Origin of the sequence: Nodosilinea sp. FACHB-131, assembly GCF_014695395.1 — a bacterium.
Lineage (GTDB): Bacteria > Cyanobacteriota > Cyanobacteriia > Phormidesmidales > Phormidesmidaceae > Nodosilinea.
In genome coordinates, this window is record NZ_JACJOF010000016.1 from 116,356 (window position 1) to 136,250 (window position 19,895).

22 protein-coding genes are annotated in these 19,895 nt (G+C 56.8%); 14 read left to right on the forward strand and 8 right to left on the reverse strand.

Annotated elements, in window-relative coordinates:
* Window positions 1-31: 31 nt before the first annotated feature.
* The 5 genes from H6F75_RS10680 (at window position 32) to H6F75_RS10700 (ending at window position 2,896) form a co-directional block, all read left to right on the forward strand.
* The gene (locus tag H6F75_RS10680) at window positions 32-439 is read left to right on the forward strand and encodes a transcriptional regulator (RefSeq protein ID WP_190751962.1); all 408 of its coding nucleotides are present in this window, start codon (window positions 32-34) and stop codon (window positions 437-439) included.
* Complete coding sequence (locus tag H6F75_RS10685) at window positions 439-1,254, forward strand: tetratricopeptide repeat protein (protein WP_190751964.1); 816 nt, start codon at window positions 439-441, stop codon at window positions 1,252-1,254. The genes H6F75_RS10680 and H6F75_RS10685 overlap by 1 nt, the downstream gene beginning before the upstream one ends.
* Before the next feature lie 210 nt (window positions 1,255-1,464).
* Entirely contained in the window at window positions 1,465-2,049 is a 585-nt protein-coding gene (locus H6F75_RS10690) for a TetR/AcrR family transcriptional regulator (RefSeq protein ID WP_190751966.1), read from the forward strand.
* Entirely contained in the window at window positions 2,046-2,273 is a 228-nt protein-coding gene (locus H6F75_RS10695) for a hypothetical protein (protein WP_190751969.1), read from the forward strand. Before H6F75_RS10690 ends, H6F75_RS10695 begins: the two co-directional genes overlap by 4 nt.
* A 5-nt stretch (window positions 2,274-2,278) precedes the next feature.
* Window positions 2,279-2,896, forward strand: a complete 618-nt coding sequence (locus H6F75_RS10700; protein ID WP_190751971.1) for a GNAT family N-acetyltransferase — start codon at window positions 2,279-2,281, stop codon at window positions 2,894-2,896.
* Between the two features lie 171 nt (window positions 2,897-3,067).
* Here the strand turns inward: H6F75_RS10700 and H6F75_RS10705 are convergent, their stop codons facing one another.
* From H6F75_RS10705 to H6F75_RS10725, 5 genes are all read right to left on the reverse strand, one after another.
* Window positions 3,068-3,595: a DUF937 domain-containing protein gene (locus tag H6F75_RS10705; RefSeq protein WP_190751973.1), complete on the reverse strand. Its 528-nt coding sequence runs from the start codon at window positions 3,593-3,595 to the stop codon at window positions 3,068-3,070.
* 54 nt (window positions 3,596-3,649) lie between these two features.
* On the reverse strand, window positions 3,650-6,106 hold the full coding sequence (locus tag H6F75_RS10710; protein WP_190751975.1) for a DUF4912 domain-containing protein: 2,457 nt from the start codon (window positions 6,104-6,106) through the stop codon (window positions 3,650-3,652).
* Between the two features lie 395 nt (window positions 6,107-6,501).
* Complete coding sequence (locus tag H6F75_RS10715) at window positions 6,502-7,347, reverse strand: neutral zinc metallopeptidase (protein ID WP_190751977.1); 846 nt, start codon at window positions 7,345-7,347, stop codon at window positions 6,502-6,504.
* Between the two features lie 332 nt (window positions 7,348-7,679).
* Window positions 7,680-8,264, reverse strand: a complete 585-nt coding sequence (gene rimM, locus H6F75_RS10720; RefSeq protein ID WP_190751979.1) for a ribosome maturation factor RimM — start codon at window positions 8,262-8,264, stop codon at window positions 7,680-7,682.
* Window positions 8,264-9,559, reverse strand: coding sequence for a valine--pyruvate transaminase (locus tag H6F75_RS10725; protein ID WP_190751981.1), 1,296 nt, complete (start codon window positions 9,557-9,559; stop codon window positions 8,264-8,266). The genes rimM and H6F75_RS10725 overlap by 1 nt, the downstream gene beginning before the upstream one ends.
* 176 nt (window positions 9,560-9,735) lie before the next feature.
* Between H6F75_RS10725 and H6F75_RS10730 the strand changes: the two genes are divergently transcribed.
* Entirely contained in the window at window positions 9,736-10,506 is a 771-nt protein-coding gene (locus H6F75_RS10730; protein ID WP_190751983.1) for a ZIP family metal transporter, read from the forward strand.
* Between the two features lie 155 nt (window positions 10,507-10,661).
* Here the strand turns inward: H6F75_RS10730 and H6F75_RS10735 are convergent, their stop codons facing one another.
* Together H6F75_RS10735 and H6F75_RS10740 are read right to left on the reverse strand one after the other, a co-directional pair.
* Window positions 10,662-11,420 carry a phycobilisome rod-core linker polypeptide gene (locus H6F75_RS10735; RefSeq protein ID WP_190751985.1) on the reverse strand — a complete coding sequence of 253 codons (759 nt, stop codon included), beginning with the start codon at window positions 11,418-11,420 and terminating at the stop codon, window positions 10,662-10,664.
* A gap of 456 nt (window positions 11,421-11,876) precedes the next feature.
* Complete coding sequence (locus H6F75_RS10740; protein WP_190751987.1) at window positions 11,877-12,464, reverse strand: phycobiliprotein lyase; 588 nt, start codon at window positions 12,462-12,464, stop codon at window positions 11,877-11,879.
* Between the two features lie 705 nt (window positions 12,465-13,169).
* Here H6F75_RS10740 and H6F75_RS10745 point away from each other — a divergent pair.
* From H6F75_RS10745 to H6F75_RS10780, 8 genes are all read left to right on the forward strand, one after another.
* Window positions 13,170-13,688, forward strand: coding sequence for a phycocyanin subunit beta (locus H6F75_RS10745; RefSeq protein WP_190705549.1), 519 nt, complete (start codon window positions 13,170-13,172; stop codon window positions 13,686-13,688).
* A gap of 100 nt (window positions 13,689-13,788) precedes the next feature.
* Window positions 13,789-14,277: a phycocyanin subunit alpha gene (gene cpcA, locus H6F75_RS10750; RefSeq protein WP_190519399.1), complete on the forward strand. Its 489-nt coding sequence runs from the start codon at window positions 13,789-13,791 to the stop codon at window positions 14,275-14,277.
* Between the two features lie 102 nt (window positions 14,278-14,379).
* Entirely contained in the window at window positions 14,380-15,195 is an 816-nt protein-coding gene (locus H6F75_RS10755; RefSeq protein ID WP_190751989.1) for a phycobilisome linker polypeptide, read from the forward strand.
* 203 nt (window positions 15,196-15,398) lie between these two features.
* Complete coding sequence (locus H6F75_RS10760; RefSeq protein ID WP_190751991.1) at window positions 15,399-16,274, forward strand: phycobilisome rod-core linker polypeptide; 876 nt, start codon at window positions 15,399-15,401, stop codon at window positions 16,272-16,274.
* 95 nt (window positions 16,275-16,369) lie between these two features.
* A complete protein-coding gene (locus tag H6F75_RS10765; RefSeq protein WP_190751993.1) occupies window positions 16,370-16,594 on the forward strand; it encodes a phycobilisome linker polypeptide in 225 nt (74 codons plus the stop codon).
* A gap of 41 nt (window positions 16,595-16,635) precedes the next feature.
* Window positions 16,636-17,469 (forward strand): HEAT repeat domain-containing protein, encoded by an 834-nt coding sequence (locus tag H6F75_RS10770; RefSeq protein ID WP_190751995.1) that lies wholly within the window; start codon window positions 16,636-16,638, stop codon window positions 17,467-17,469.
* Window positions 17,470-17,594: 125 nt separating this feature from the next.
* The gene (locus H6F75_RS10775; RefSeq protein ID WP_190752276.1) at window positions 17,595-18,185 is read left to right on the forward strand and encodes a HEAT repeat domain-containing protein; all 591 of its coding nucleotides are present in this window, start codon (window positions 17,595-17,597) and stop codon (window positions 18,183-18,185) included.
* Between the two features lie 150 nt (window positions 18,186-18,335).
* Entirely contained in the window at window positions 18,336-19,073 is a 738-nt protein-coding gene (locus H6F75_RS10780) for a WecB/TagA/CpsF family glycosyltransferase (protein WP_242019875.1), read from the forward strand.
* 70 nt (window positions 19,074-19,143) lie between these two features.
* Here H6F75_RS10780 and sfsA read toward each other — a convergent pair whose 3' ends face one another.
* Window positions 19,144-19,875, reverse strand: a complete 732-nt coding sequence (sfsA, locus tag H6F75_RS10785; protein WP_190751997.1) for a DNA/RNA nuclease SfsA — start codon at window positions 19,873-19,875, stop codon at window positions 19,144-19,146.
* Window positions 19,876-19,895 lie beyond the last annotated feature (20 nt).

A 19,895-nucleotide genomic window follows, 5' to 3' on the forward strand; every position in this document is an offset into this window, starting at 1 on the left:
TTAGCGATCGCAAGCAGTAGAGGAATTTACCATGTTTGCCACTGAGCCAGAAAGCTACCTTCAACTCTTGCAGAAGTTTCCGCCCCGACCGATCAGGTCAGAGGAACAGTTTCTAGCCGTACAAAATGTAATCGACAGCTTGGTAGATGCTGAAGAGATAACGTTAGAGAAGCAAGACTATCTCAATGTTCTAGGTATGCTTGTCCATGAATACGAAGAGCAGCATGCGTCAGTGCCAGACCTAAGTGGCATCGACCTACTGCGTGCACTGATGGATGAGTTTAAGCTCAAGCAGAAAGATCTGGTCCCCATCTTCAAAACCGAGTCCATTGTCTCGGCCATTCTCAACGGCCAACGCAATTTTACCGTTGAGCACATTGAAAAGTTGGCTGATTTTTTCCACATTTCACCCGCTGCATTCTTTCCTCGAGCATTGTGATGAATTTGGTTTTTCGGCCTTTAGTAATAGCTCTGCTCTGCCTGCTGTGTGTCACGGGTTGGAACCTGCCTGCCCGAGCGCAATCCACCCCAGCAGACCTTTCTCCCCAGGTGGTGCAGGAGATTTCTGACCTACGCCAAAAGGCTTTTACCGCCTCCCAAAAGGGTCAGTTCACCGAGGCCGAAACCTACTGGAGCCAGCTGATCGACTACCTGCCCAACGAGGCCGCCCTGTGGAGCAACCGGGGCAACGTGCGGGTGAGCCAAAACAAGCTGGCTGAAGCGCTGGAGGACTACAACCAGGCGGTGACTCTGGCCCCAGAGCAGCCCGACCCTTACCTCAACCGGGGCGCGGCTTTAGAAGGCTTGGGGCGGTGGGGGGATGCGATCGCCGACTACAGCCAAGTGCTGGCTCTTAACCCCAACGATGCCGCCGCCTACAACAACCGGGGCAACGCCCAGGCCGGTTTGGGCAATTGGGAAATAGCTCTGGCTGACTATCAAAAAGCCGTCGATCTCGACCCCAAATTTGCCTTTGCTCGGGTCAACGCTGCCCTAGCCGAATACCAACTGGGTAACGCCGAAGAAGCTATTCGCCAGTTCCGCAGCCTCACCCGCCGCTACCCCAACTTTGCCGACGCCCGCGCTGCCCTCACCGCCGCCCTCTGGGGCCAGGGCCAAAGCGGCGAAGCCGAAAGCAACTGGGTCGCTGTCATGGGCCTCGATCACCGCTACAGAGATTTAGACTGGGTCAGCACCGTGCGCCGCTGGCCTCCAGCTATGGTCGCCGCCTTAGAAAAATTTCTGCATCTGTAGCTTGCAATCAGTACAGTTTGCCGTCGGTTTTTTGCCATGTCCCTGCCCGAAGAATTGTAGAGGGTTTGGCAAATTTCTAAGGGCTATTGGCTAGGCGATCGCGGCTCTCACCCCTGACCAGACTGGATAACTAGTCCACCAGCTTGGCAACGTTGACGATCAAAAAACTTGTGATACTCTAAAAAATAACGAGCGCTCAGTCAAAAAAGAATGCCGAAGGTTGTCGATCACGACGAGTATCGCAAAGAGCTTTTGGGTCAGTGCTTTGACCTGTTTGCCGACCATGGCTACGCTAGCCTGACCACTCGGCAGATTGCCAAAGCGCTAGGCGTTTCCACCGGCACGCTGTACTACTACTTCCCCAGTAAGGAAGATCTGTTTATGCAGCTGATCGAAGAGCTGACCACCCAAGATTTGCTGCGGGCCACCGCTCAGATTCAAGGACTTAGCACTTTGAGAGAGCGCATTTTGGCCCTAGGCGATTTTTTAGAAGCCAACGAAGACGACTTCATCAAGCAGACTTTGCTGATGATGGATTTTTACCAGCAGGCGGGGGTGGGGCAGTCGCGGGTGAATGAGGCGGTGCAGCGGGTCTCGGTGCGATCGCGCGATGAAATCATGACCGCCCTCCAGCTCGACAATCCCCTGATAGCCACTCACATCCTCTGTCTAATTGACGGACTGATCTCAGAGCGCATGGTGGACCCAGCAATGGTGTCCTACCGTCAGCAGGCTGAGCTTTTGGCTGACTTACTCACCGCCTACCTAGAGAAATTTCCTGGAGGAAGGCAATGACCCTGCGTTCGCTCTGGGTGTGGCTGCGCTATGGTCGCCGCCAAATTTATCCTTGGCTGGTGCTGACGTGGGCGGGGTGGCAGTGGCTGCTGCTGTGCGGGGTTGAGCGCGAGAGTCCGGGACAGGCGCTAAAGCGCCAACGCGCCGCCATTCGCTGGATGTCCACCCTGGTAAAAATTGACGGCGTTAAATTGACCGCGCTTCTCAACGATCTAATCTGGTGAACCCCATGGAAACCCTGGCCCTAACCACTCTGCAACCCACCCAGTTCGATGGAGCTACCGAGCTTCTGATAGCAGCTTTCGCCGACGACCCGCTGCTGCGCTACCTGGTACCTGCCGATGTGTGCGATCGCCAGACGGTGATGGCCTACCTATTTCGCATGCTGCTGATCTGCGGCGCTGGGGGCGGGCACAGCTATTGTCTAAGTGATGGCCAGACTCTTAAAGGGGTAGTGATTTGGATGCCGCCAGAGCAGACAGTCGATCTCATCGACCTGCTGCGGGCAGGGCTATACGAGCTGCCCTTTCGCTTGCCCCTACAGTATTTGCCCCGCTGGCAAGCGGCCCTAGCCCTCGATCAATATCGCCACCAAGCCATGCCTCAGCCCCACTGGTATTTGATGTTGCTGGCGGTTAGCCCCAACTCTCAGCGCCAGGGCGTTGGCCATCAGCTCATGCAGCCAGGCCTAGCTGAGAGTACTCGTACCCATTGCCCCTGCTACGTTGAAACCTCGACCGAGGGCGCGGTGCGCTTTTACCAGCGCCACGGCTTTGAAATCGTTAAGACTGGCCCCTTCGCCGAGCAAGCGCCGCCATTTTGGACGCTACAGCGACGGAGCGGGTGAGAGAGAGGCAAGAGATAGGGAAGATGGAGGAGGTGAGGGATCAAGAAAAGCAGTGTCAGGCTACCGCCTTCCTCACCTTCCTCACCCTCCCCACCTTCCTCACGCAAAAGCGCCACCCAAAGGCAGCGCTCAGGAGAAGTCATGACCAACGCTGAACGGTTCGCCTAAAACCTACTGAGGCAGATTTAGAAAGCGTTCGGCAAACTTCACCACGGTGCCCAGGTCGGTAGAGTTGGGAGTGCCAGAATCGAGGAATGTTTTGAGCAACGGGTTGCCGCTGCTGACTGCGCCGGGTTTGGCGGCTCCCATGCTCAGCAGCCCAATTACCACGGGCAACAGCTTGGGCAGCATGCCTTGAATCATGCCCGCATTGAGACCACTCCTTTGGGCCACAGCCTCGATTAGCTGTTGCTGCATCTGAGGCGGCATGGCGGCGGCGAGTGCCGCTGCGCCACCTGCTCCGGACAATTTGCCGAGCATGCCTTCGAGCTGCCCGGTCCCCATGGTGGCAGCCTGCTCTTTGAGAGTGGGTTGTAGAGCGTTCCCCAGGGCGTTGAGAATGCCCCCCATTTGGTCGGTGTTCATGCCCTGACTTCCGGCGAGCTGCTGCACCGAGGTCATCACCGAGCTGAGCTGATCGATGCTGCCCTGTTGGTTGGGGTTATTGATGGAGCTGAGAACATCAAAAAACAGAGACATGGTCGTTCCTTCTAATGAGTTGCGATTAGAGAGAGGTAATGCCGGGATCACAGTCTAGGTAGGCACGCGCACGGGGAGCGATCGCACCAGCCGCAGCCACTGACCGCTGTCGGTGAGGTAGCCCAATTCGGCCACGTAGTCGCGATCGGCGGTCCAGATCGATACGTGGTGTTCTTGGTCACTGTCCGCCAAAATGTATTCCTGGGTGGCGTGGGGGGGCTGGCTGTCAAGTTCTACGTTGGTGACATCGTGAATGCGCAGGGCCATAACTCGACCGCCTTCTTGCCGTAGGGCCTCTTTGTGGGCTGAGGCAGCTTCCCAGTAGGCGTAGGCGGAGGTGGAACTGCGGGGCACCAGAACAATTTTGCTCTCGGCCCCCATGTCGGTGCGTCGACCAACGCCAACGGCGGTCTCTCGCCCTGGGGTGGTGACATCAGCAGTGCGGCTCCCCAAGCTGGCACCTAGCCCGGCGGCAGTGACTCCACCGGCTAGGCCGGGGAGGGCTGTCTCTGCGATCGCACTCTCTCTGTGTTCGGTCTGTAGGTCGTCGCTCAGACCAGCGGCCCCGCCGAGGGGACTATCGAGGGTGGTGCCAGGGAAGGCTGCGGCTTCAGTCGACGGGCAGGCGGGTACGCGCACTGGTTCGGACTTAGCCAGAGCTTGCCACTGGTAGTTGCTGTCTACATAGCCCACCTCGACCAGGTAGTCGCGATCGTCGATAGCAATGGGCAACTGCAGATTGCCCTGGGCCACCAGCTCGGCATTAAACTCTTGCAGGCTGTTGAGGCGGTTGCCGTGGCCGGGCAGCTCGGTGACATCGTACAGCCGAGCCTTGAGGCTGCGAGAGCCAGCCTTGAGATCGTCCACGGTTGAGGCGGGTAGTTCCCAGTAGGCGTCGGCCGTTCTGCAATCGCGCGGGGTGAGAATGGCCCGGGCTGGGGCAGCGGTTTCTGGCGGGCGGGCGATCGCAGCTGCGCCTACCCCTAGAGCACCCAAACCAGCCGCCGCTGTCACGCCTGCCCCTGCAGCATTGGGGGTGACGCTGCAGGGGCAGGCCGGTACGCGCACGTGAGCCGATCGAGCCAAGGCATGCCAGGCGTTATCGGGGCCTAGGTAACCCAGTTCGACTAGATAGTCGCGGTCGTCGACGGCCACAGGCAGGTGGCGATCGCCCACAGCGACGGTGTCGCAGTCAAACGGGTAGGTGTTGTGGGGTGACTGTCGGTCGACATCGGCAATATCGGTGACATCGTGGAGCTTGAGCGCCAGGGAGCAATTCTGCTGGCGAAGCGCCTCGACTTCGCCCTCGGGTAGTTCCCAGTAGGCGTAGGCGTCGCGGCAGGTGCGCGGGGTGAGAATGATACGGCGATCGGCGGCGGCCGCTAGAGGAGCCGCTAAAGGTGCTGCCACCGGCGCACTATCCTTGAGCAGCCACCAGAGTAGGCCACCTAGGACGGGCAGCGCCAGCAGCCAGGGCCACCAGGGCAGACCCCGTGCCGGAGCTGAGGCGGGAGGAACGGGGTCGGTTTCTTCGAGGGTTGTTTCTGGGGTCGCTTCGGCAGTGGGGTCGGTTTCTACCTCAGGGGTACCCGCACCCGCGATCGCCGCATCTTGAGCTCCTTCAATCAGCGCTTCGCTGGCAGGGCTGATGGCAAACCCGAGGAAGGCGAGGGCCGCTGGGCTGGCCGTTTCGGGATTGTAAACGTAGGAAAGAGGCTGGGAGAAGGGGTAGCGCTCGTCGTCTGGCAGAGTATCGTGCATGGGCACAATTTTCACCGCCGGATTGTTCAGCGCCTGTTCGGCAACGACATAGCTAATACTGTTCTCGTCGAGATTCTCGGCGATGGCCGCAGCGCTGGCCTCTAACAACACGGTTGCCCCAGGGGCCGACTCAAAAACCCCGCTCTCAAATACCGGATAGTTGCGAAAGGCCTGGCGGGTATCGCTGTTGCCAGGTTGGTCGACCAGCACGATGGGGGCATCCTGGCCGCCGACCTCAGACCAGTTGGTAATTTCGCCGCGAAAGATTTGGGCAAATTGCTCAATAGTTAGACTGCCGGCAAAGGGGTTGCTAGGGCTGACTAGAACGGCGATTTTTGGGCGCGAAACCGGCACTTCTCGCAGCCCGGCGCTGACTTCTTGCTCGGTGAGGCTGCGACCGATGGCGGCGAGGTCAACGTCGCCATCAATTAGGGCTTGTAGGGCGTTGTTGGCGCTGTCATATTCAACGACTACATCGGCATCGCTGTACTCACTGGAGAAGCGCGATCGCAGCGTCTCATTCACCAGACGCATGGCCTCTGAACTCTCAATGGTTAACTTGCTGTTCCGCTCTAACGAGGTGGGAATTTCAACGCCCTCCAGGGGGTCAGCGGTCTGGGCCCAAAGCCCACCATCTCGATCGAGTGCGACGGTAGCGACAATCAGTAGGGGTGCTGCGGTCATCCAAAGCAGCGATCGCCCCTCCGCTGTAATAGCGCTTTGAGCATTAGCACTGTGGCGTTTGAACATAAGCAGGCACCAGAATATTCCCAATTTAAACAGAGAGGATTGCTAAACCTCTAGAACATGAATTCTAGGTTGTTAAAGACACTACAGCCCAACTGACTGGGCAAAATTTAAACCCGAGTTAAGCTGCTTCAAAAAGCTTCTATAAAGCTAGAGAATTGCTTCCTTGATGGTCAAAACTTTGTGACCGGCTAGCCTCCTTTGTCTGTCATCACCCCAGGGTTAATTAAAAGACAGGCGATCTCAAATAGCTTATAAGTTTGCCCGCTAAACTCAGTCATTTTTGACCTCAGGAGCTTAGATCACAAACATAAGAAATTCATAAATGTTCCTGGGCAGGGCAACCGCGCTAGAGTTGACTGCTTTTACAGATAGATTTCTCACGCTAGCAACACTGGCTAGATGCGGTCTACATCAAAGGTGTTGCACTGGTTGATATCACCTGTTTCAACACCGCGATAAAACCATTCGGCCCGTTGCTCCGACGACCCATGGGTAAACGAGTCGGGGGTAACGTAGCCCTGGGACTCCATTTGCAGGCGATCGTCGCCGATTTGGCTGGCGGCGTTAAGGGCTTCTTCAATGTCACCTTCCTCTAAAATTTCCCGCGACCTCTGCGTCCGGTTGGCCCACACCCCCGCGAAACAGTCGGCCTGTAACTCTAGCCGCACCGACAGCTCGTTGGCCTGGGTCTCGCTCGCTTGCTGCTGGGCGCGCTGCACCTGGCTAGACACCCCCAGCAGGTTTTGTACGTGGTGCCCCACTTCGTGGGCAATCACATAGGCCTGGGCAAAATCGCCTGGGGCTCCGAGACGCACCTGCAAGTCGCGAAAGAAGCTGGTGTCGAGATACACCTTTTGGTCGGCCGGGCAGTAAAACGGCCCCATAGCCGCTTGCCCCGTGCCGCAGGCAGACTGCGTAGCCCCAGAGTAAAGCACTAGGCCGGGTTCTTGGTAGGCGGCCCCAAACTCAGACTGAAAGATGCTGTGCCAGGTGTCTTCGGTTTCGCCCAGCACGGCTGCCACAAAATCGGCGGCGCGATCGCTCTCCTCTGAGGTGGGCTGGGGAGCACTGTCGTAGGGGTTCTCTCCTCCCTGCTCGAACACCACCGATGGGTCGCCGCCCAACAGTGCCACCACCAGTGCCAGCAGAATTGACCCCAGCCCCCCTATGGCAGCGCCGCCACCGGGCATGCCTCGGCGATCGTCAATATTGATGCTGCGCCGACTCGATTGCCACTTCATCGATTCACCTCGTTTTGCTAGGCACTGGTAGCTATGCCTTAGAGTACCGAATTACAACGTCTGTTTCGTTGTCAATGTTGTGGCTGTGGGTTTCTGTCAGTGTTGGACGGAATCCCTGCGCAAAATTTATACCTTGAGGTCTACCTGTGGGGAGAGGTGCAGGCGCGAGCATTGTAAATAAACTTGTATTTCGGCTGGTGATAGCTGAACCCTTAGATGACTCAACTCCATAAGCAAACCCCAGCTCTCAAGAGAGAGCTGGGGCGAATTGGTCGTTCCATTCATGGTCGTTGACGGTCACCATAAGATTTAAAGATAAGAAAGTCATAAGACTATGGGTCTAAAAGCCCTGCTGGAGGGTCGATTTCAAGGTATTTCTCAGCTAGATTGACCACCGGTACGATGGCGGTGACAAAGGGCACCAACACCTTACGGGGTTTAGCGGGCTGCGAGTTCTTTTCAGCAGCGGGATAGTAAGTAACTTCTAAGAGGTCGTTGCCGGCGGCAAAGATGTCAGTAACGGTGCCGATTTCATCGCCCGTAGCCTGCACGATCACCCGTAGCCCTACCAGGTCGGCTACATAAAATTCGTCGTCATCAAGCTGGGGGCGATCGCCCGTTGGTACCAGCAGCACCGCATCCCGCAGCGCTTCGGCCTCATCGCGGCTGTTGACCCCCGCAATCTGCACCACATACAGCCCCTTGCCATCGATATGACGCCCGCGCACTAGCTCTACGGTCTCCGGCGTGAGGCTGCGCGGGCGCTTGAGCCAGCGTTCTCCCGGTTCTAAAAATCGCTCTGGGAAATCGCTGCTGGGATAGACGCGCATTTCACCTTTCACGCCCTGGGGCGCAACAATGCGGCCAATCTCAACCCAATCTTCGGAAGTCGCTGCATTAGGCGTAGGAGAAGCCATTAGGCAGTTACCGCCACGGGGCTAGGCTGGGCTTGATAGACCTCGCTTACGAGAGCCCCCAGGCGGGTAGCGGCCTCCGCTAAATCTTCGCGGCTGGCAGTCAGGCTAATGCGCACACACTGGCGGGTGTGGGGCCAATCTTCGCGCAGACCTGGAAAGAAGGGATTACCCGGTACCACAATTACCCCCCGCTGCTTGAGCTGGTCGTACAGGTTTTGGTCAGTAATCGGCAGCTGATCAAACCACAGCCAGGCAAAAATTGCCCCTTCACCGTTGTGCAGGTACCAGGGCAGGTCGTTGGGCATGGCCTGGTCTAGAGCCGCTGCGAGCACCGCAAATTTGTCTTGGTAGTAGGGGCGAATCACCTGCTCGGCTAGACGGGCCAGCTCGCCGGAGGCAATGGCTCGAGCGGCGATCGCCTGCCCGTAGCGCGACGAGTGAATGCAAAAATTCGTCTGAAAACACTCCAGCACGTTGATAATTGCCGGATCGCCGATCGCTACCCCCAACCGCTCACCCGGCAGCCCGGCCTTCGACAGACTCATGCAGTGGAGAATATTGTCTCCAAACACCGGCTCCATGTCAGTAAAATTGAGCGCTGGGTAGGGGGGCGCGTAGGCCGAATCGACCAGCACCGGCACGTCGTGGGTCGCGGCCAAGCTGGCGATGTGCCGCACATCCTCACCACTCAAGACATTGCCCGTAGGGTTGCAGGGGCGCGAAAACAGCACAAACCCGGTGTCGGCGGTAATGCTGAGCTGGCTAAAGTCGGGCCGGTAGCGGAAGCGGTGAGCTGCCTCATCTACATCAATCGTGGGCCGGTAGGCACGTACCGCCTCGGGCACCAGCGAAATGCCGCCGTAGCCGGTGTAGTCGGGGCTGAGGGGCAGCACAATGTCTTTCATGCGCCCAGTGGTGTGGTAGCCGCCAAACGCGTTGGCCGCCAAAAAGTAAAGCGCCTGGCTGCCGGGGGTGATGAGAATGTGGCGATCGCTCAACTCCAGCCCGTAGCGCTGGTTAAAGTCATTCTTGATGGCCTCAATCAAAGGCTCATAGCCCTGACTGGTGCCGTAGCGACACACCACATTGCCATACTCTGGACTGGCCAACAGCTCCTGAGTGCAGTCGCGCCAAAGCTGCTCAATCTCGGGCAAAATCACTGGGTTGCCGGCGCTGAGATTGATGAAATGCTGGCCCTCACCCGCACGCAGCGTCTCGATAATGTCTTTCATAATGGCGCGCACGCCGGTGAGGTGAGACATTTCCTCGCCAAAGCGGGTGAGTTTAGGGGTCATAGGGAGTGAGGGGTGAGAGGTGGATGGGTGAGGGGTGGATGGGTGCCCTGGGTGTAGTTCGTTCTACTGCTCTACTAAAGATAGTGAGACTAGTATAGTAACCTCGCTGGGCCTAGCAGCCCACCGCCGCCTCAACCCCAGTCACCCATCCATCCACCCATCTACCCATCCACCCCATGAATCCCCTAGCCGCCGGATTTTTCGCGAGTCTCTTCGCTGGCATGAGTACAAGCATTGGTGCCTTGCCGGTGCTGCTGCCCTTCGAGCCGTCTGAGCGCACCCAGGGGATTCTGCTAGGCATCGGCGGCGGTATGATGCTGGCGGCCACCTCCTTTTCGCTTATTTTGCCTGGTACCGACGCGGCGATCGCCCTGGGCTATCCCGGCCCGATCGCAGCCCTAGTCATGGTCACCGGGGTTCTGCTCGGCGGTGCGTTTCTGTGGGGAGCCCACAATGTTTTTCCCCACGAGCATTTTTTCAAGGGACCAGAGGGGCCAGAGGCTCAAAACATTAAGCGCATCTGGCTGTTTGTGATCGCGATCGCCCTACACAACTTCCCTGAAGGCTTAGCGGTCGGTGTAGGCTTTGGCGGCGGTGAACAGGCCGGGGCTGTGGCCCTGGCACTGGGCATTGCGCTTCAGAATATTCCGGAGGGGCTGGTGGTGGCGATCGCCCTGCGAAACATTGGCTATGCCCCCCGTCAGGCCTTTGCGGTTGCGTCGTTGACAGGCTTAATTGAGCCGATTGGTGGCCTGTTTGGGGCGGCTGTCGTTACCTTTGCCCAAGCTGCCCTGCCCTGGGCCATGGGCTTTGCCGCCGGGGCCATGCTGTTTGTGATTGTCGATGAAATCATTCCCGACATCGATCAAAAGGCCTTTGGCCAGCGAGGCACCCTCGGTCTCATGGGTGGCTTTGTGATCATGATGTTCTTAGATATCGCGCTGTGATGGGCTTGACCCTGGGCCGGTGCAGTCATCACCTTTGCCGGCAAAAAAAGCCCCCCGTTGGTGGCGGAGGGCTAGTCACAGGCGCGGAAACTCGATGTATGCGTCAGCGTGAGCGGCTACTGGGGCGCTCATACGGCTGTAATTAAAGTGGGGAGCTAGAGAGAAATCCAGCCGAACCACGACAAAATGGTCGCGATCGCAACCAAACTCAGGAAGATGGCCAATCCAGCGGTAATTGCCCCAGCGGCTTTGCGGACCCCGTCAGGAGTCTCCATCCAGTCGCCCTGGGTGAGGCGGCGATCGGCCGAGAAGTTGTAGCCCAACGACTCCAGTTCGGTCAGGTGGTCGTGGGTGTAGCGGGGCACCCGCTCAAAGGGCAGGTTGCCCTGGGCGTGCTGGGGCAAGACCCGTCGTCGCTGGTAAGGCACCGTACCATCACCAAAACTGGTGGCATACTCTTCACTGTCCATCAGGGCATCCACCAGCCCCTCAACACCTTTAGTAGCCAGCACAATTGACCAGGCCAAGGTTTCTTTGTCGTCGTAGACATTGCGACCTAGCAGCCGCTGCACACACAATTCTACAAAGCGGTAATTGTTGTTAACCTCGTAGTTCCAGGTGCGAAATGCGTCTGATATTGCCAATCCCCGTACAAAACCTTTTACTGAAATCAAACCGCCTCGCAGTTGGGACTCTAATAGAGTCTGGCGATTGCTTTTCAGCATTTGCTGCTCATGAAATATCTGTCGATAGGCCGCCGAAATCAGGGCATCCATATCGAGCACATCCACATCCGTGGTGGAGAAGGTTTTATTTAGGGTGAAAATCCCAGAATGCTCGTCTCCTGGTACCTCATAGCCCTCGACACGCTGATTTTGGCTGCTGGGGGTATAGGCCAATAGTGGCAAAGTCACAACTATTTTTCCTCCACTTGCAAAATAAAAAGATCTCTTTCTCGGCTTGGAGATCGGCTGTTTCCAGCGACCTCGTCACTATTTTTGCTGCTTGTTAAAACTCTGAGTTTTAATTGGATAAGGGCCAAAAAAGCTAAGGCTTAGCCTACAAGATAGGGGAATTAAGTATTCTTGTTTCGACAGAGAGAGCAACAAACAGTTATGTTTCTTCAAATAAGCAGAAGTTCAGCTATTTTCCTTTTGGCAAAGATATTCAATGCGGCATTGGAGTGAAAAAGTGAATTTCTGATCGAACCCTCAGCCTAGATCCACCGTAGGGGGTCAGCTCGTTGATGCATCAGACTTGGCCCTTGCTGAATCCAGATGCCCACACAAAACCCCTCTTTGCTATCTGTAAAGAGGGGTTTGTCGTTCGAGCTACAGGTGCTACCAAGATGGGTGACCCGACTTAGCCTCTTACCAACCAAAGGCCGACACAGGCACCAACGCTTGTTTTCTTTCGTCCTCAGCTTCGGCAGTCGGTGCAGCTAGCCGCGATTCGGCGCAGAACGAGGCGGTACTAAAGCCGCCAAACCGCTTCACTACGCTGGTGCGCAAGCGCAGGTTGGGGTTGGCAAACCAAAAGCGCTCCACCGAGCTCATGGTTTCGTACTCAGTAATCAGCAGCAGCCCTTCGTCACCGTCAATTTCGTAGCGGCCAATTACGGGCACAATCTCGGCGTAGCCCCGCTCGCGTAGCAGCTGACCGCGGCTAGGGTCGTCAGCATCGGGAACCAGGGCAAACACAGTGCTGCCTTCATGGTTCTCATCCTCTTTATCCCAGGCCATTGCCCCTTGCCAGGTAACAAGCGCGCCGCCGACGGCAAGGGTAGGGTCGACCTCATGCAGATTACAAATTTCTACTACGCTGGGGTGTCCAGCATCCAATGCCTCCACCGCAATGGTAGAACCACCTAGCTCAGCCCGGCGAAAGGGTAGGTGGTGAGTAGTGCGTTGAGAGTTCCACTGGCCCGCACTCATGCGGAAAAAATCCATTACGTCCATGGGCAAGTCTCTAAATGTCTTAACTGTTGCTTACTGGCGTTCTCAGAATTACAAATCCGATCTGGCCGACCCCAGGTCGCATAGGTTTGATCTTACCGCTGTCTGCGGGCTATTGCAGCGGTGGCCTGGGCTGGCTGCCGTAGGTAGAGGGTCTACTGACCATTGCAATCGGATGTAGAGGTGGCGATCGCGCTTCCCAGGAAAGCCCCTAACCCCTGCGAATTAGGCTCCATTTCTGGTCATAATATTGCGAAATGTTACGTTACCTGAGAAGACTTGAACCCAATTCAAAGTCCCCGGAGTGCTTGGAATAGCAGAATTCTTTCGCTTTGTCCCCACTGTATAGGTCACGTTTCCTTAATAACTTGTAAAAGACAAAGACACACCAGCAGTGTATAAACATCTTTGGAGGGTTAATTGAATTAGCGAAAGCCAATTCAGGCAACGGTTTCGAGGAATGTTGCGGCTCCCTTACAGAGACGCCTTTCCTCATCTCATCTGCCTTCCCTTTGAGACTGTTGAGCCGAATGTGTAGAAGCTTGAACAACCTTGAAGAAATGTAAACTAGATGAGAAAACCGAGCACGCTGATCTTTAAGATCCTTCCTATAGATTGGTTAGACAGCTCCGGCTGAACTAATGATTAACTTGGTCCTTGGACCCATTTTCAAGCAACTCAGCGACAAAAATTAGGAGATTTGAGTCGATGTTTGACGCATACACTAAGGTTGTTTCTCAGGCTGATGCACGAGGCGATTTTCTGTCTAGCGATCAGCTAGATGCTCTGTCCCGTGTCACCGGCGACGGTCTCAAGCGGATTGATGCTGTTAACCGCATGACCGGTAGCGCCTCCAAGATCGTGTCTGATGCCGCTCGCGCTCTGTTCGCTGAACAGCCTCAGCTCATCGCTCCCGGCGGTAATGCCTACACCAACCGTCGTATGGCTGCCTGCCTGCGCGACATGGAAATCATCCTGCGCTACGTGACCTACGCTACCTTCACTGGCGATGCTAGCGTCCTCAACGATCGCTGCCTGAACGGCCTACGCGAGACCTACGTTGCTCTGGGCACTCCCGGTGCTTCCGTAGCTGCTGGCGTTGAGAAAATGAAGGCTGCTGCTATTGGTATCGTTTCTGACACCCAAGGCATCACCCAAGGCGATTGCAGCTCCCTCTACTCTGAGATCGGTAGCTACTTCGACCTGGCTGCTGCAGCTGTTGCCTAGGTTTAGCCTAAGTTAAACCTCACTTGAGTTGAGCCAATTTGGCTTAATTCTCACTGCCTGTTTGTTTGCTGTGAAGACAATTTAAGGAGAATCTTAGACTATGAAAACCCCATTAACCGAAGCTGTTGCAGCAGCCGATTCTCAGGGTCGCTTTCTGAGCGCTTCTGAATTGCAAGTTGCTTTTGGTCGTCTACGTCAAGCCACCGCTGGTCTGGAAGCTGCTAAAGCTCTGACCAACAAAGCTGATTCTCTAGTCAGCGGCGCTGCTCAAGCTGTGTACAACAAGTTCCCCTACACCACCCAAATGCAGGGAGCTAACTACGCTTCTGATGAGCGCGGCAAAGGCAAGTGCGCCCGCGACATCGGCTACTACCTCCGCATGGTCACCTACTGCTGCGTAGCTGGCGGTACTGGCCCTATGGATGAGTACCTGGTTGCTGGCCTCGACGAAATCAACAGCACCTTCGAACTGTCCCCCAGCTGGTACGTGGAAGCTCTGAAGTACATCAAAGCTAACCACGGTCTGTCTGGCGACGCAGCCACCGAAGCCAACTCCTACATCGACTACGCCATCAACGCTCTAAGTTAGGTTGGCCATTTGCCCGGAGGGGCAGACAGTTGTTAGCGCATTGTTAGCGATTGTTTGCTGCTCCGGGCATTGTTGTATCTATATACGCCCAAGGAGGCAACCATGGCAGTAACCACTGCGGCGGGACGCCTTGGCGTTTCGCCCTACGACGAGTCGATGCGGGTAGAGCTGCGGCCCAACTGGATCGAAGCCGATGTGGAGGCAGTAATTCGTGCTGCTTACCGTCAGGTCTTTGGCAACCAGTACATTATGGCCAGCGAGCGCAATACCAGCGCCGAGTCTTTGCTACGGCAGGGAGCTATTTCAGTTCGAGATTTTGTGCGGGCTTTGGCCCTGTCTGACCTCTATCGGGATAAGTTTTTCCTGAGCGGGCCACAAAATCGCTTTATCGAGCTGAACTATAAGCACCTGCTGGGTCGGGCGCCCTACGGCCAGGACGAAGTCGCCTTTCACACCGACCTTTATAACACTGATGGCTACGCAGCGGAAATCAACTCCTATATTGATTCCCAAGAGTACCGCGATAGTTTTGGGGACAATGTAGTTCCCTACTATCGTGGCCACCTCACCCAGCGGAGCCAAAAGACGGTCGGGTTTACCCGCTTCTTTCAGCTCTATCGGGGCTACGGCACCAGCGATCGCGCCCAGGGGGGTGTTCGTTCGCGGCTCGTGTCTGAAATCGCTAAAAACTCTTCGTCGCCTGTAGGCAGCGGAGCTACCGGAGCCGCCATTGTAGGTGGGTCTGGGGGCGATCGCGAGAAGCTCTATCGGGTGCGAGTTACCCAGGCCACTGTGCCGGGTCGCCCCCAGGTGCGACGCACCTGCACCGAATTTTTGGTGCCCTACGAGCAGCTGTCTCGCAAACTTCAACAAGTTAACCGCTCCGGCGGTCGGGTAACTAAAGTCGACCTGGCCTAGGCTGCGGCTTTAATACCTCATATGGCGGAGTGCTTGGTCTTGCTTTTGCAGGCCGCGTTGGTATCTCCTCGGGGTGGAGTTGGCTAGGTTTAGGCCTTAGCTTGCTCGCTCCAAGGAGACCTAACTTGAGTACTGCGCCATTCGTTTATTCTGCCTGTGTAGATTGAGCTCACGCTCACTGTGTTGATAAGGAGGATAATCCTGTGCCTATTACAACGGCAGCATCCCGTCTGGGGACCGCTGCGTTTGACGAAACCCTGCCCGTAGAGCTGCGTGCCAACTGGACTCCCGACGATGCCGATGTGGTCATCCGAGCCGTGTATCGCCAGCTGTTGGGTAACGACTACTTGATGAAATCCGAGCGCCTAGTTGGTGCCGAGTCGCTACTCAAGAATGGCTACATCAGCGTGCGCGATTTTGTGCGAGCTGTGGCCAAATCTGAGCTCTACAAAGAAAAATTCTTCTACGGCAATTTCCAAACCCGCGTGATTGAGCTGCACACCAAGCACCTGCTCGGTCGCGCCGTCTACGATGAGTCTGAGGTGGTTGATCACCTCGATCGCTACGAGACCCAGGGCTACGATGCCGATGTCGACTCGTTCATCGACAGCGAAGAGTATCAGGCCAACTTTGGCGACAGCGTAGTGCCCTACTACCGCAGCTTTGTCTATCAAGCGGGGCAGCGTTCGGTGGGCTTTACCCGGATGTTCCAAATGTACCGGGGCTATGCCACCAGTGATACTTCCCAAGCAGGCGGCAAAAAGTCGCGCCTAGCTGGAGAACTGGGCCGCAATACCTCGTCTTCGATCATCAGCCCCACCAGCGCTGCTGCCGGCTGGTCAGCCCAGGCGAATAAGCTGGCTACCCCCAGCCAGGCCCTAGGCGGTTCTACTCCCTACGGTGCCGGTGCTGGCAAGGTCTACCGGATCGAGGTATCTGGCGCTAATCTGCCCCGATATCCCAAGGTACGGCGCATCAATACCGCCTACCTGGTGCCCTACGAGCAGCTGTCTGCCAAGCTTCAGCAGATTCATAAGCAGGGTGGTCGGGTAACCAGTGTTACCGCTGCCAGCCTCTAATTACATGGCATCACTGGCGCATTCTCTGTGAATGCGCCAGTGATGTGTGAAATGCCGCATTCGACGAGATCTCGCAACGACCAGGAGAGTTTCCTATGCTCGCTCAAAACGCCTTTGGCAGTCAGACTACTAACCGCATTTTTCTCTATGAGGTTGAGGGGCTGCGCCAAAATGATGCCACCGACCAAAACAACTACCCCATTCGTCAGAGCGGCAGCACCTTCATCAAGGTGCCCTACAGCCGGATGAACGAAGAAATGCAGCGCATTACCCGTATGGGTGGCAAAATCATCAGCATTCAGCCCTTGTCGGCCGACTAAGCCAAGCGGCGGGTCTGGAAATGCTGGAGACGTACTGAGGTATGGGACAAAATCCGCAGCAGTTGGTCAACGCCCAGGGAGAATCCCTGACGGTGGATCAGGCCATTGAGAACCTGCGTCAAACCGCCGATACCGGGCTGCGCTATTACGCTGCCTGGTGGCTGGGTCGCTTTCGCGTGGCCCAGCCTGACGCTATTGCCGCTCTGGTGTCGGCCCTTGAGGATGAGGGCGATCGCGCCCCCGACGGGGGGTACCCACTGCGTCGCAATGCCGCTCGAGCACTGGGAAAATTGGGCGATCGCACCGTTGTTCCAGCGCTAATTCAATGTCTAGATTGCGACGACTACTACGTGCGCGAGTCTGCCGCCCAAGCCCTGGAGTCCCTGGGCGATCCCCAGGCGATTCCAGCGCTGCGATCGCTGCTGGCTGGCGGGGTTGCTGCTGCGGTTGCGGTGCCCGATAAACCTCACCTGGTGCAGCCCTATAACGCTGTGCTAGAGGCCTTGGGCACCCTGGGCGCTACCGATGCGGTAGACGAAATCACCCCGTTTTTAGAGCATGAGGTGGCCCAAGTGCAAAATGCCGCCACCCGTGCCCTCTACCAGCTGACGGGGCAGGCAACCTACTGCGATCGCCTAGTAGAGCGCCTGCAAGAGCCCAACCTGCAGCTGCGGCGATCGGCCATGATGGATTTAGGGGCGATCGGCTATTTGCCCGCCGCCCAACCCATTGCCGCCACCCTGGCCGAAAACAGCCTTAAGCTGATCGCCCTCCAGGGTGTTTTAGACGCTCATCTGCGACAGATTGGGTTTCCCCAGCGCGGCCTGACGGATGAAGCTCGCCAGGTATTGTTACTAATGGATGAGCTGCTGTAAGGGCTGAGGGCTGGCAGCACAAACAAATTAATTGAGTATCAATTAGGGCTGGAGACCGGTTAGTTGTGGGCGCGACAGTAGCAGAGCTAGTTCGGGCGGTCGAAGCCGCTGATTCTAAGGGCGCAATGGTTGTTGCGGTCCATCATTTAGCAGCCGCTCAAGATGTCGCTGCTATTCCTACTCTCATAACCGTTTTGGGGTACAACAACCCTGGTGCTGCGGTGGCCGCCGTGGACGGACTGGTAGCCCTTGGCCAAGACGCTGTGCCTGCACTGTTGGAACAAATTGATGGCTACAACTACGGCGCTAGAGCCTGGGCCATTCGGGCCGTGGCCCTGATCGGCGACCCGCGCGCCCTGCCCGTGCTGCTAGAGACGGCCAAAGGGGATTTTGCTCTGAGCGTGCGCCGCGCCGCGGCACGGGGGTTGGGCACCATCGATTGGGCTAAGCTGCCTTCCGACCAAGCGCCCTCATCTCAACAAGAGGTGCTTAACGTACTAATTGGAGCAGCCCAAGACCCGGAATGGGTAGTGCGCTATGCAGCAATGGCTGCTCTCGAGGGCCTAGCAAAAGCTCTAGCGGCGCCTGAAACTCAAAAGCCACCAATTCTCGCCTGTCTTCAGCAGGTCTTTCACCACGACGAAACTCCTGCTGTGCAGGCCCGGGCCTGTAGGGCCTTGGAGACCTTGGGCGAACTGGCCGACGCTACAAATTAAAGCCTCTGCCTTGACGTTGAGAAATGCAACACATTGATTCAGTTTCGAGGTATGGTCTTCTATGGTTAATGCGCATAGGGGCCCAAGCCCGAGCGCTGAAGACAGACACTCAGCGGTTTAGCGCCCACGATTCAGTTGGGGAAGGTGTTCATGGTGTTGGCACAGTCAAATGCACCAGAAGTTTTGCAGGTGATGGGTCTGCCTGTTCACTGGCGGACCAACTATGCAGACTGGCTCGTTGATCAGTATCGCCGAGGGTATGGCGCCCATGTGGTCACTCTGAATGCCGAAATGGCCATGCAGGCGGACCAGAACCCCGACCTGCGCCAGGTCATTGTCAATGCGGAACTCGTGATTCCCGATGGGGCAGGGGTTGTGCTGTACTTTCGCACCAGAGGGCAGCGGATCGCGCGCGCGCCGGGCATTGAGCTGGCCGCCACCGTGCTCAAGCGCATCTCTCCTCAAGAAACAGTCTTTATGTATGGCGGTGTACCGGGCGTAGCCGATCGCGCCGCTATGTATTGGCAGCGCCAGGTAGCCGGGCTGAAGGTAGTGGGCACCCAGCACGGCTACTTGGGGCCAACCGATCAGCCCGAATTTTTGCGCCATCTAGAGCAGCTCCAGCCCAGCGTAATTTTGGTTGGTATGGGCGTGCCCCGACAAGAACTGTGGATTCGTGACCACCGCTACCTCTGTCCTAACAGCGTGTGGATTGGCGTGGGCGGCAGCTTTGATATCTGGGCTGGGGTCAAGTCTCGCGCCCCTGAGTGGATGTGCAACAACCACCTAGAATGGCTCTACCGCCTCTACAAAGAGCCCTGGCGCTGGCGGCGAATGTTGGCATTGCCTCACTTTGCGTGGCGATCGCTCACCTACTCGGCCCGCTAAAGATTTAAGGGTGCAAGGTGCAGGGTATAGGGTTTGAGGTTTGCCATAAACCCTATACCCTGCACCTTTTTCAATCCAGCCTCAGGTTCGCCAGACCTAGGTATCGCAGCCCGGCTGGAGTCACCTCAAACCGACAGGGCAGAACCTGGACGCCCTTAGCCATGGCTTCGCGCAGCAGCAGACCATAGGTGGGGTCGGTCTCGTCTCCAGGGGCAAAGTCGGTACAGTCGCCTCGGTTAATAAAGTACAGCATCGCCGCCTGGGTCTCCGGAACCAGCGCCGCCAGTTCCCTTAAATGCTTTTGGCCACGAGTGGTCACCGTATCGGGAAACAGGGCTAGGGTGCCCTTTGCCCAGGTGGTATTCTTGACCTCAACATAGGTCGTTAAGGCTGCATTTTCCCCAGAAACGACAAAGTCGATTCGGCTTTTGCCGTCACCGCCGTAGCGAACCTCTGGACGAATGGTGGTGTAGTCGCCCAACTCTGGAATTTGCCGCGCCTCCAGTAGCGACTTCACCACGCGATTGGGCAGCGCCGTGTTGACTCCGGCCCAGGTGGGCACAGTGTCGCGTACTTCTGCCAGTTCCCAAGTGTAGGCCAGCTTACGTTTAGGGTTGGGGCTGTAGGAAACCAGTGCGCGTCCACCGACGTGGTAAACCCCGGTCATGGGTCCGGTGTTGGGACAGTGGGCAACGATCACCTGACCGGTTTCTAGCTCAATATCGACAAAAAATCGCTTGTAGCGCTTTAGTACTGTGCCCTCAATCAGGGGCGGAAAGGGGTAGAACCAATCGGCGGTCATGGTGGCGAAGATGGTGCGCA

What these genes read in the sequence shown, in the direction of transcription:
- H6F75_RS10700 (WP_190751971.1), top strand. Translation starts at nt 2,279, where the DNA reads ATGGAAACCCTGGCCCTAACCACTCTGCAACCCACCCAGTTCGATGGA.
- H6F75_RS10685 (WP_190751964.1), top strand. Translation starts at nt 439, where the DNA reads ATGAATTTGGTTTTTCGGCCTTTAGTAATAGCTCTGCTCTGCCTGCTG.
- H6F75_RS10765 (WP_190751993.1), top strand. Translation starts at nt 16,370, where the DNA reads ATGCTCGCTCAAAACGCCTTTGGCAGTCAGACTACTAACCGCATTTTT.
- rimM (WP_190751979.1), bottom strand. Translation starts at nt 8,264, where the DNA reads ATGGCTTCTCCTACGCCTAATGCAGCGACTTCCGAAGATTGGGTTGAG.
- H6F75_RS10680 (WP_190751962.1), top strand. Translation starts at nt 32, where the DNA reads ATGTTTGCCACTGAGCCAGAAAGCTACCTTCAACTCTTGCAGAAGTTT.
- H6F75_RS10775 (WP_190752276.1), top strand. Translation starts at nt 17,595, where the DNA reads ATGGTTGTTGCGGTCCATCATTTAGCAGCCGCTCAAGATGTCGCTGCT.
- H6F75_RS10755 (WP_190751989.1), top strand. Translation starts at nt 14,380, where the DNA reads ATGGCAGTAACCACTGCGGCGGGACGCCTTGGCGTTTCGCCCTACGAC.
- H6F75_RS10745 (WP_190705549.1), top strand. Translation starts at nt 13,170, where the DNA reads ATGTTTGACGCATACACTAAGGTTGTTTCTCAGGCTGATGCACGAGGC.
- H6F75_RS10740 (WP_190751987.1), bottom strand. Translation starts at nt 12,464, where the DNA reads ATGGACGTAATGGATTTTTTCCGCATGAGTGCGGGCCAGTGGAACTCT.
- H6F75_RS10725 (WP_190751981.1), bottom strand. Translation starts at nt 9,559, where the DNA reads ATGACCCCTAAACTCACCCGCTTTGGCGAGGAAATGTCTCACCTCACC.
- H6F75_RS10695 (WP_190751969.1), top strand. Translation starts at nt 2,046, where the DNA reads ATGACCCTGCGTTCGCTCTGGGTGTGGCTGCGCTATGGTCGCCGCCAA.
- H6F75_RS10730 (WP_190751983.1), top strand. Translation starts at nt 9,736, where the DNA reads ATGAATCCCCTAGCCGCCGGATTTTTCGCGAGTCTCTTCGCTGGCATG.
- sfsA (WP_190751997.1), bottom strand. Translation starts at nt 19,875, where the DNA reads ATGACCGCCGATTGGTTCTACCCCTTTCCGCCCCTGATTGAGGGCACA.
- H6F75_RS10770 (WP_190751995.1), top strand. Translation starts at nt 16,636, where the DNA reads ATGGGACAAAATCCGCAGCAGTTGGTCAACGCCCAGGGAGAATCCCTG.
- H6F75_RS10710 (WP_190751975.1), bottom strand. Translation starts at nt 6,106, where the DNA reads ATGTTCAAACGCCACAGTGCTAATGCTCAAAGCGCTATTACAGCGGAG.
- H6F75_RS10780 (WP_242019875.1), top strand. Translation starts at nt 18,336, where the DNA reads ATGGTGTTGGCACAGTCAAATGCACCAGAAGTTTTGCAGGTGATGGGT.
- H6F75_RS10705 (WP_190751973.1), bottom strand. Translation starts at nt 3,595, where the DNA reads ATGTCTCTGTTTTTTGATGTTCTCAGCTCCATCAATAACCCCAACCAA.
- H6F75_RS10690 (WP_190751966.1), top strand. Translation starts at nt 1,465, where the DNA reads ATGCCGAAGGTTGTCGATCACGACGAGTATCGCAAAGAGCTTTTGGGT.
- H6F75_RS10715 (WP_190751977.1), bottom strand. Translation starts at nt 7,347, where the DNA reads ATGAAGTGGCAATCGAGTCGGCGCAGCATCAATATTGACGATCGCCGA.
- cpcA (WP_190519399.1), top strand. Translation starts at nt 13,789, where the DNA reads ATGAAAACCCCATTAACCGAAGCTGTTGCAGCAGCCGATTCTCAGGGT.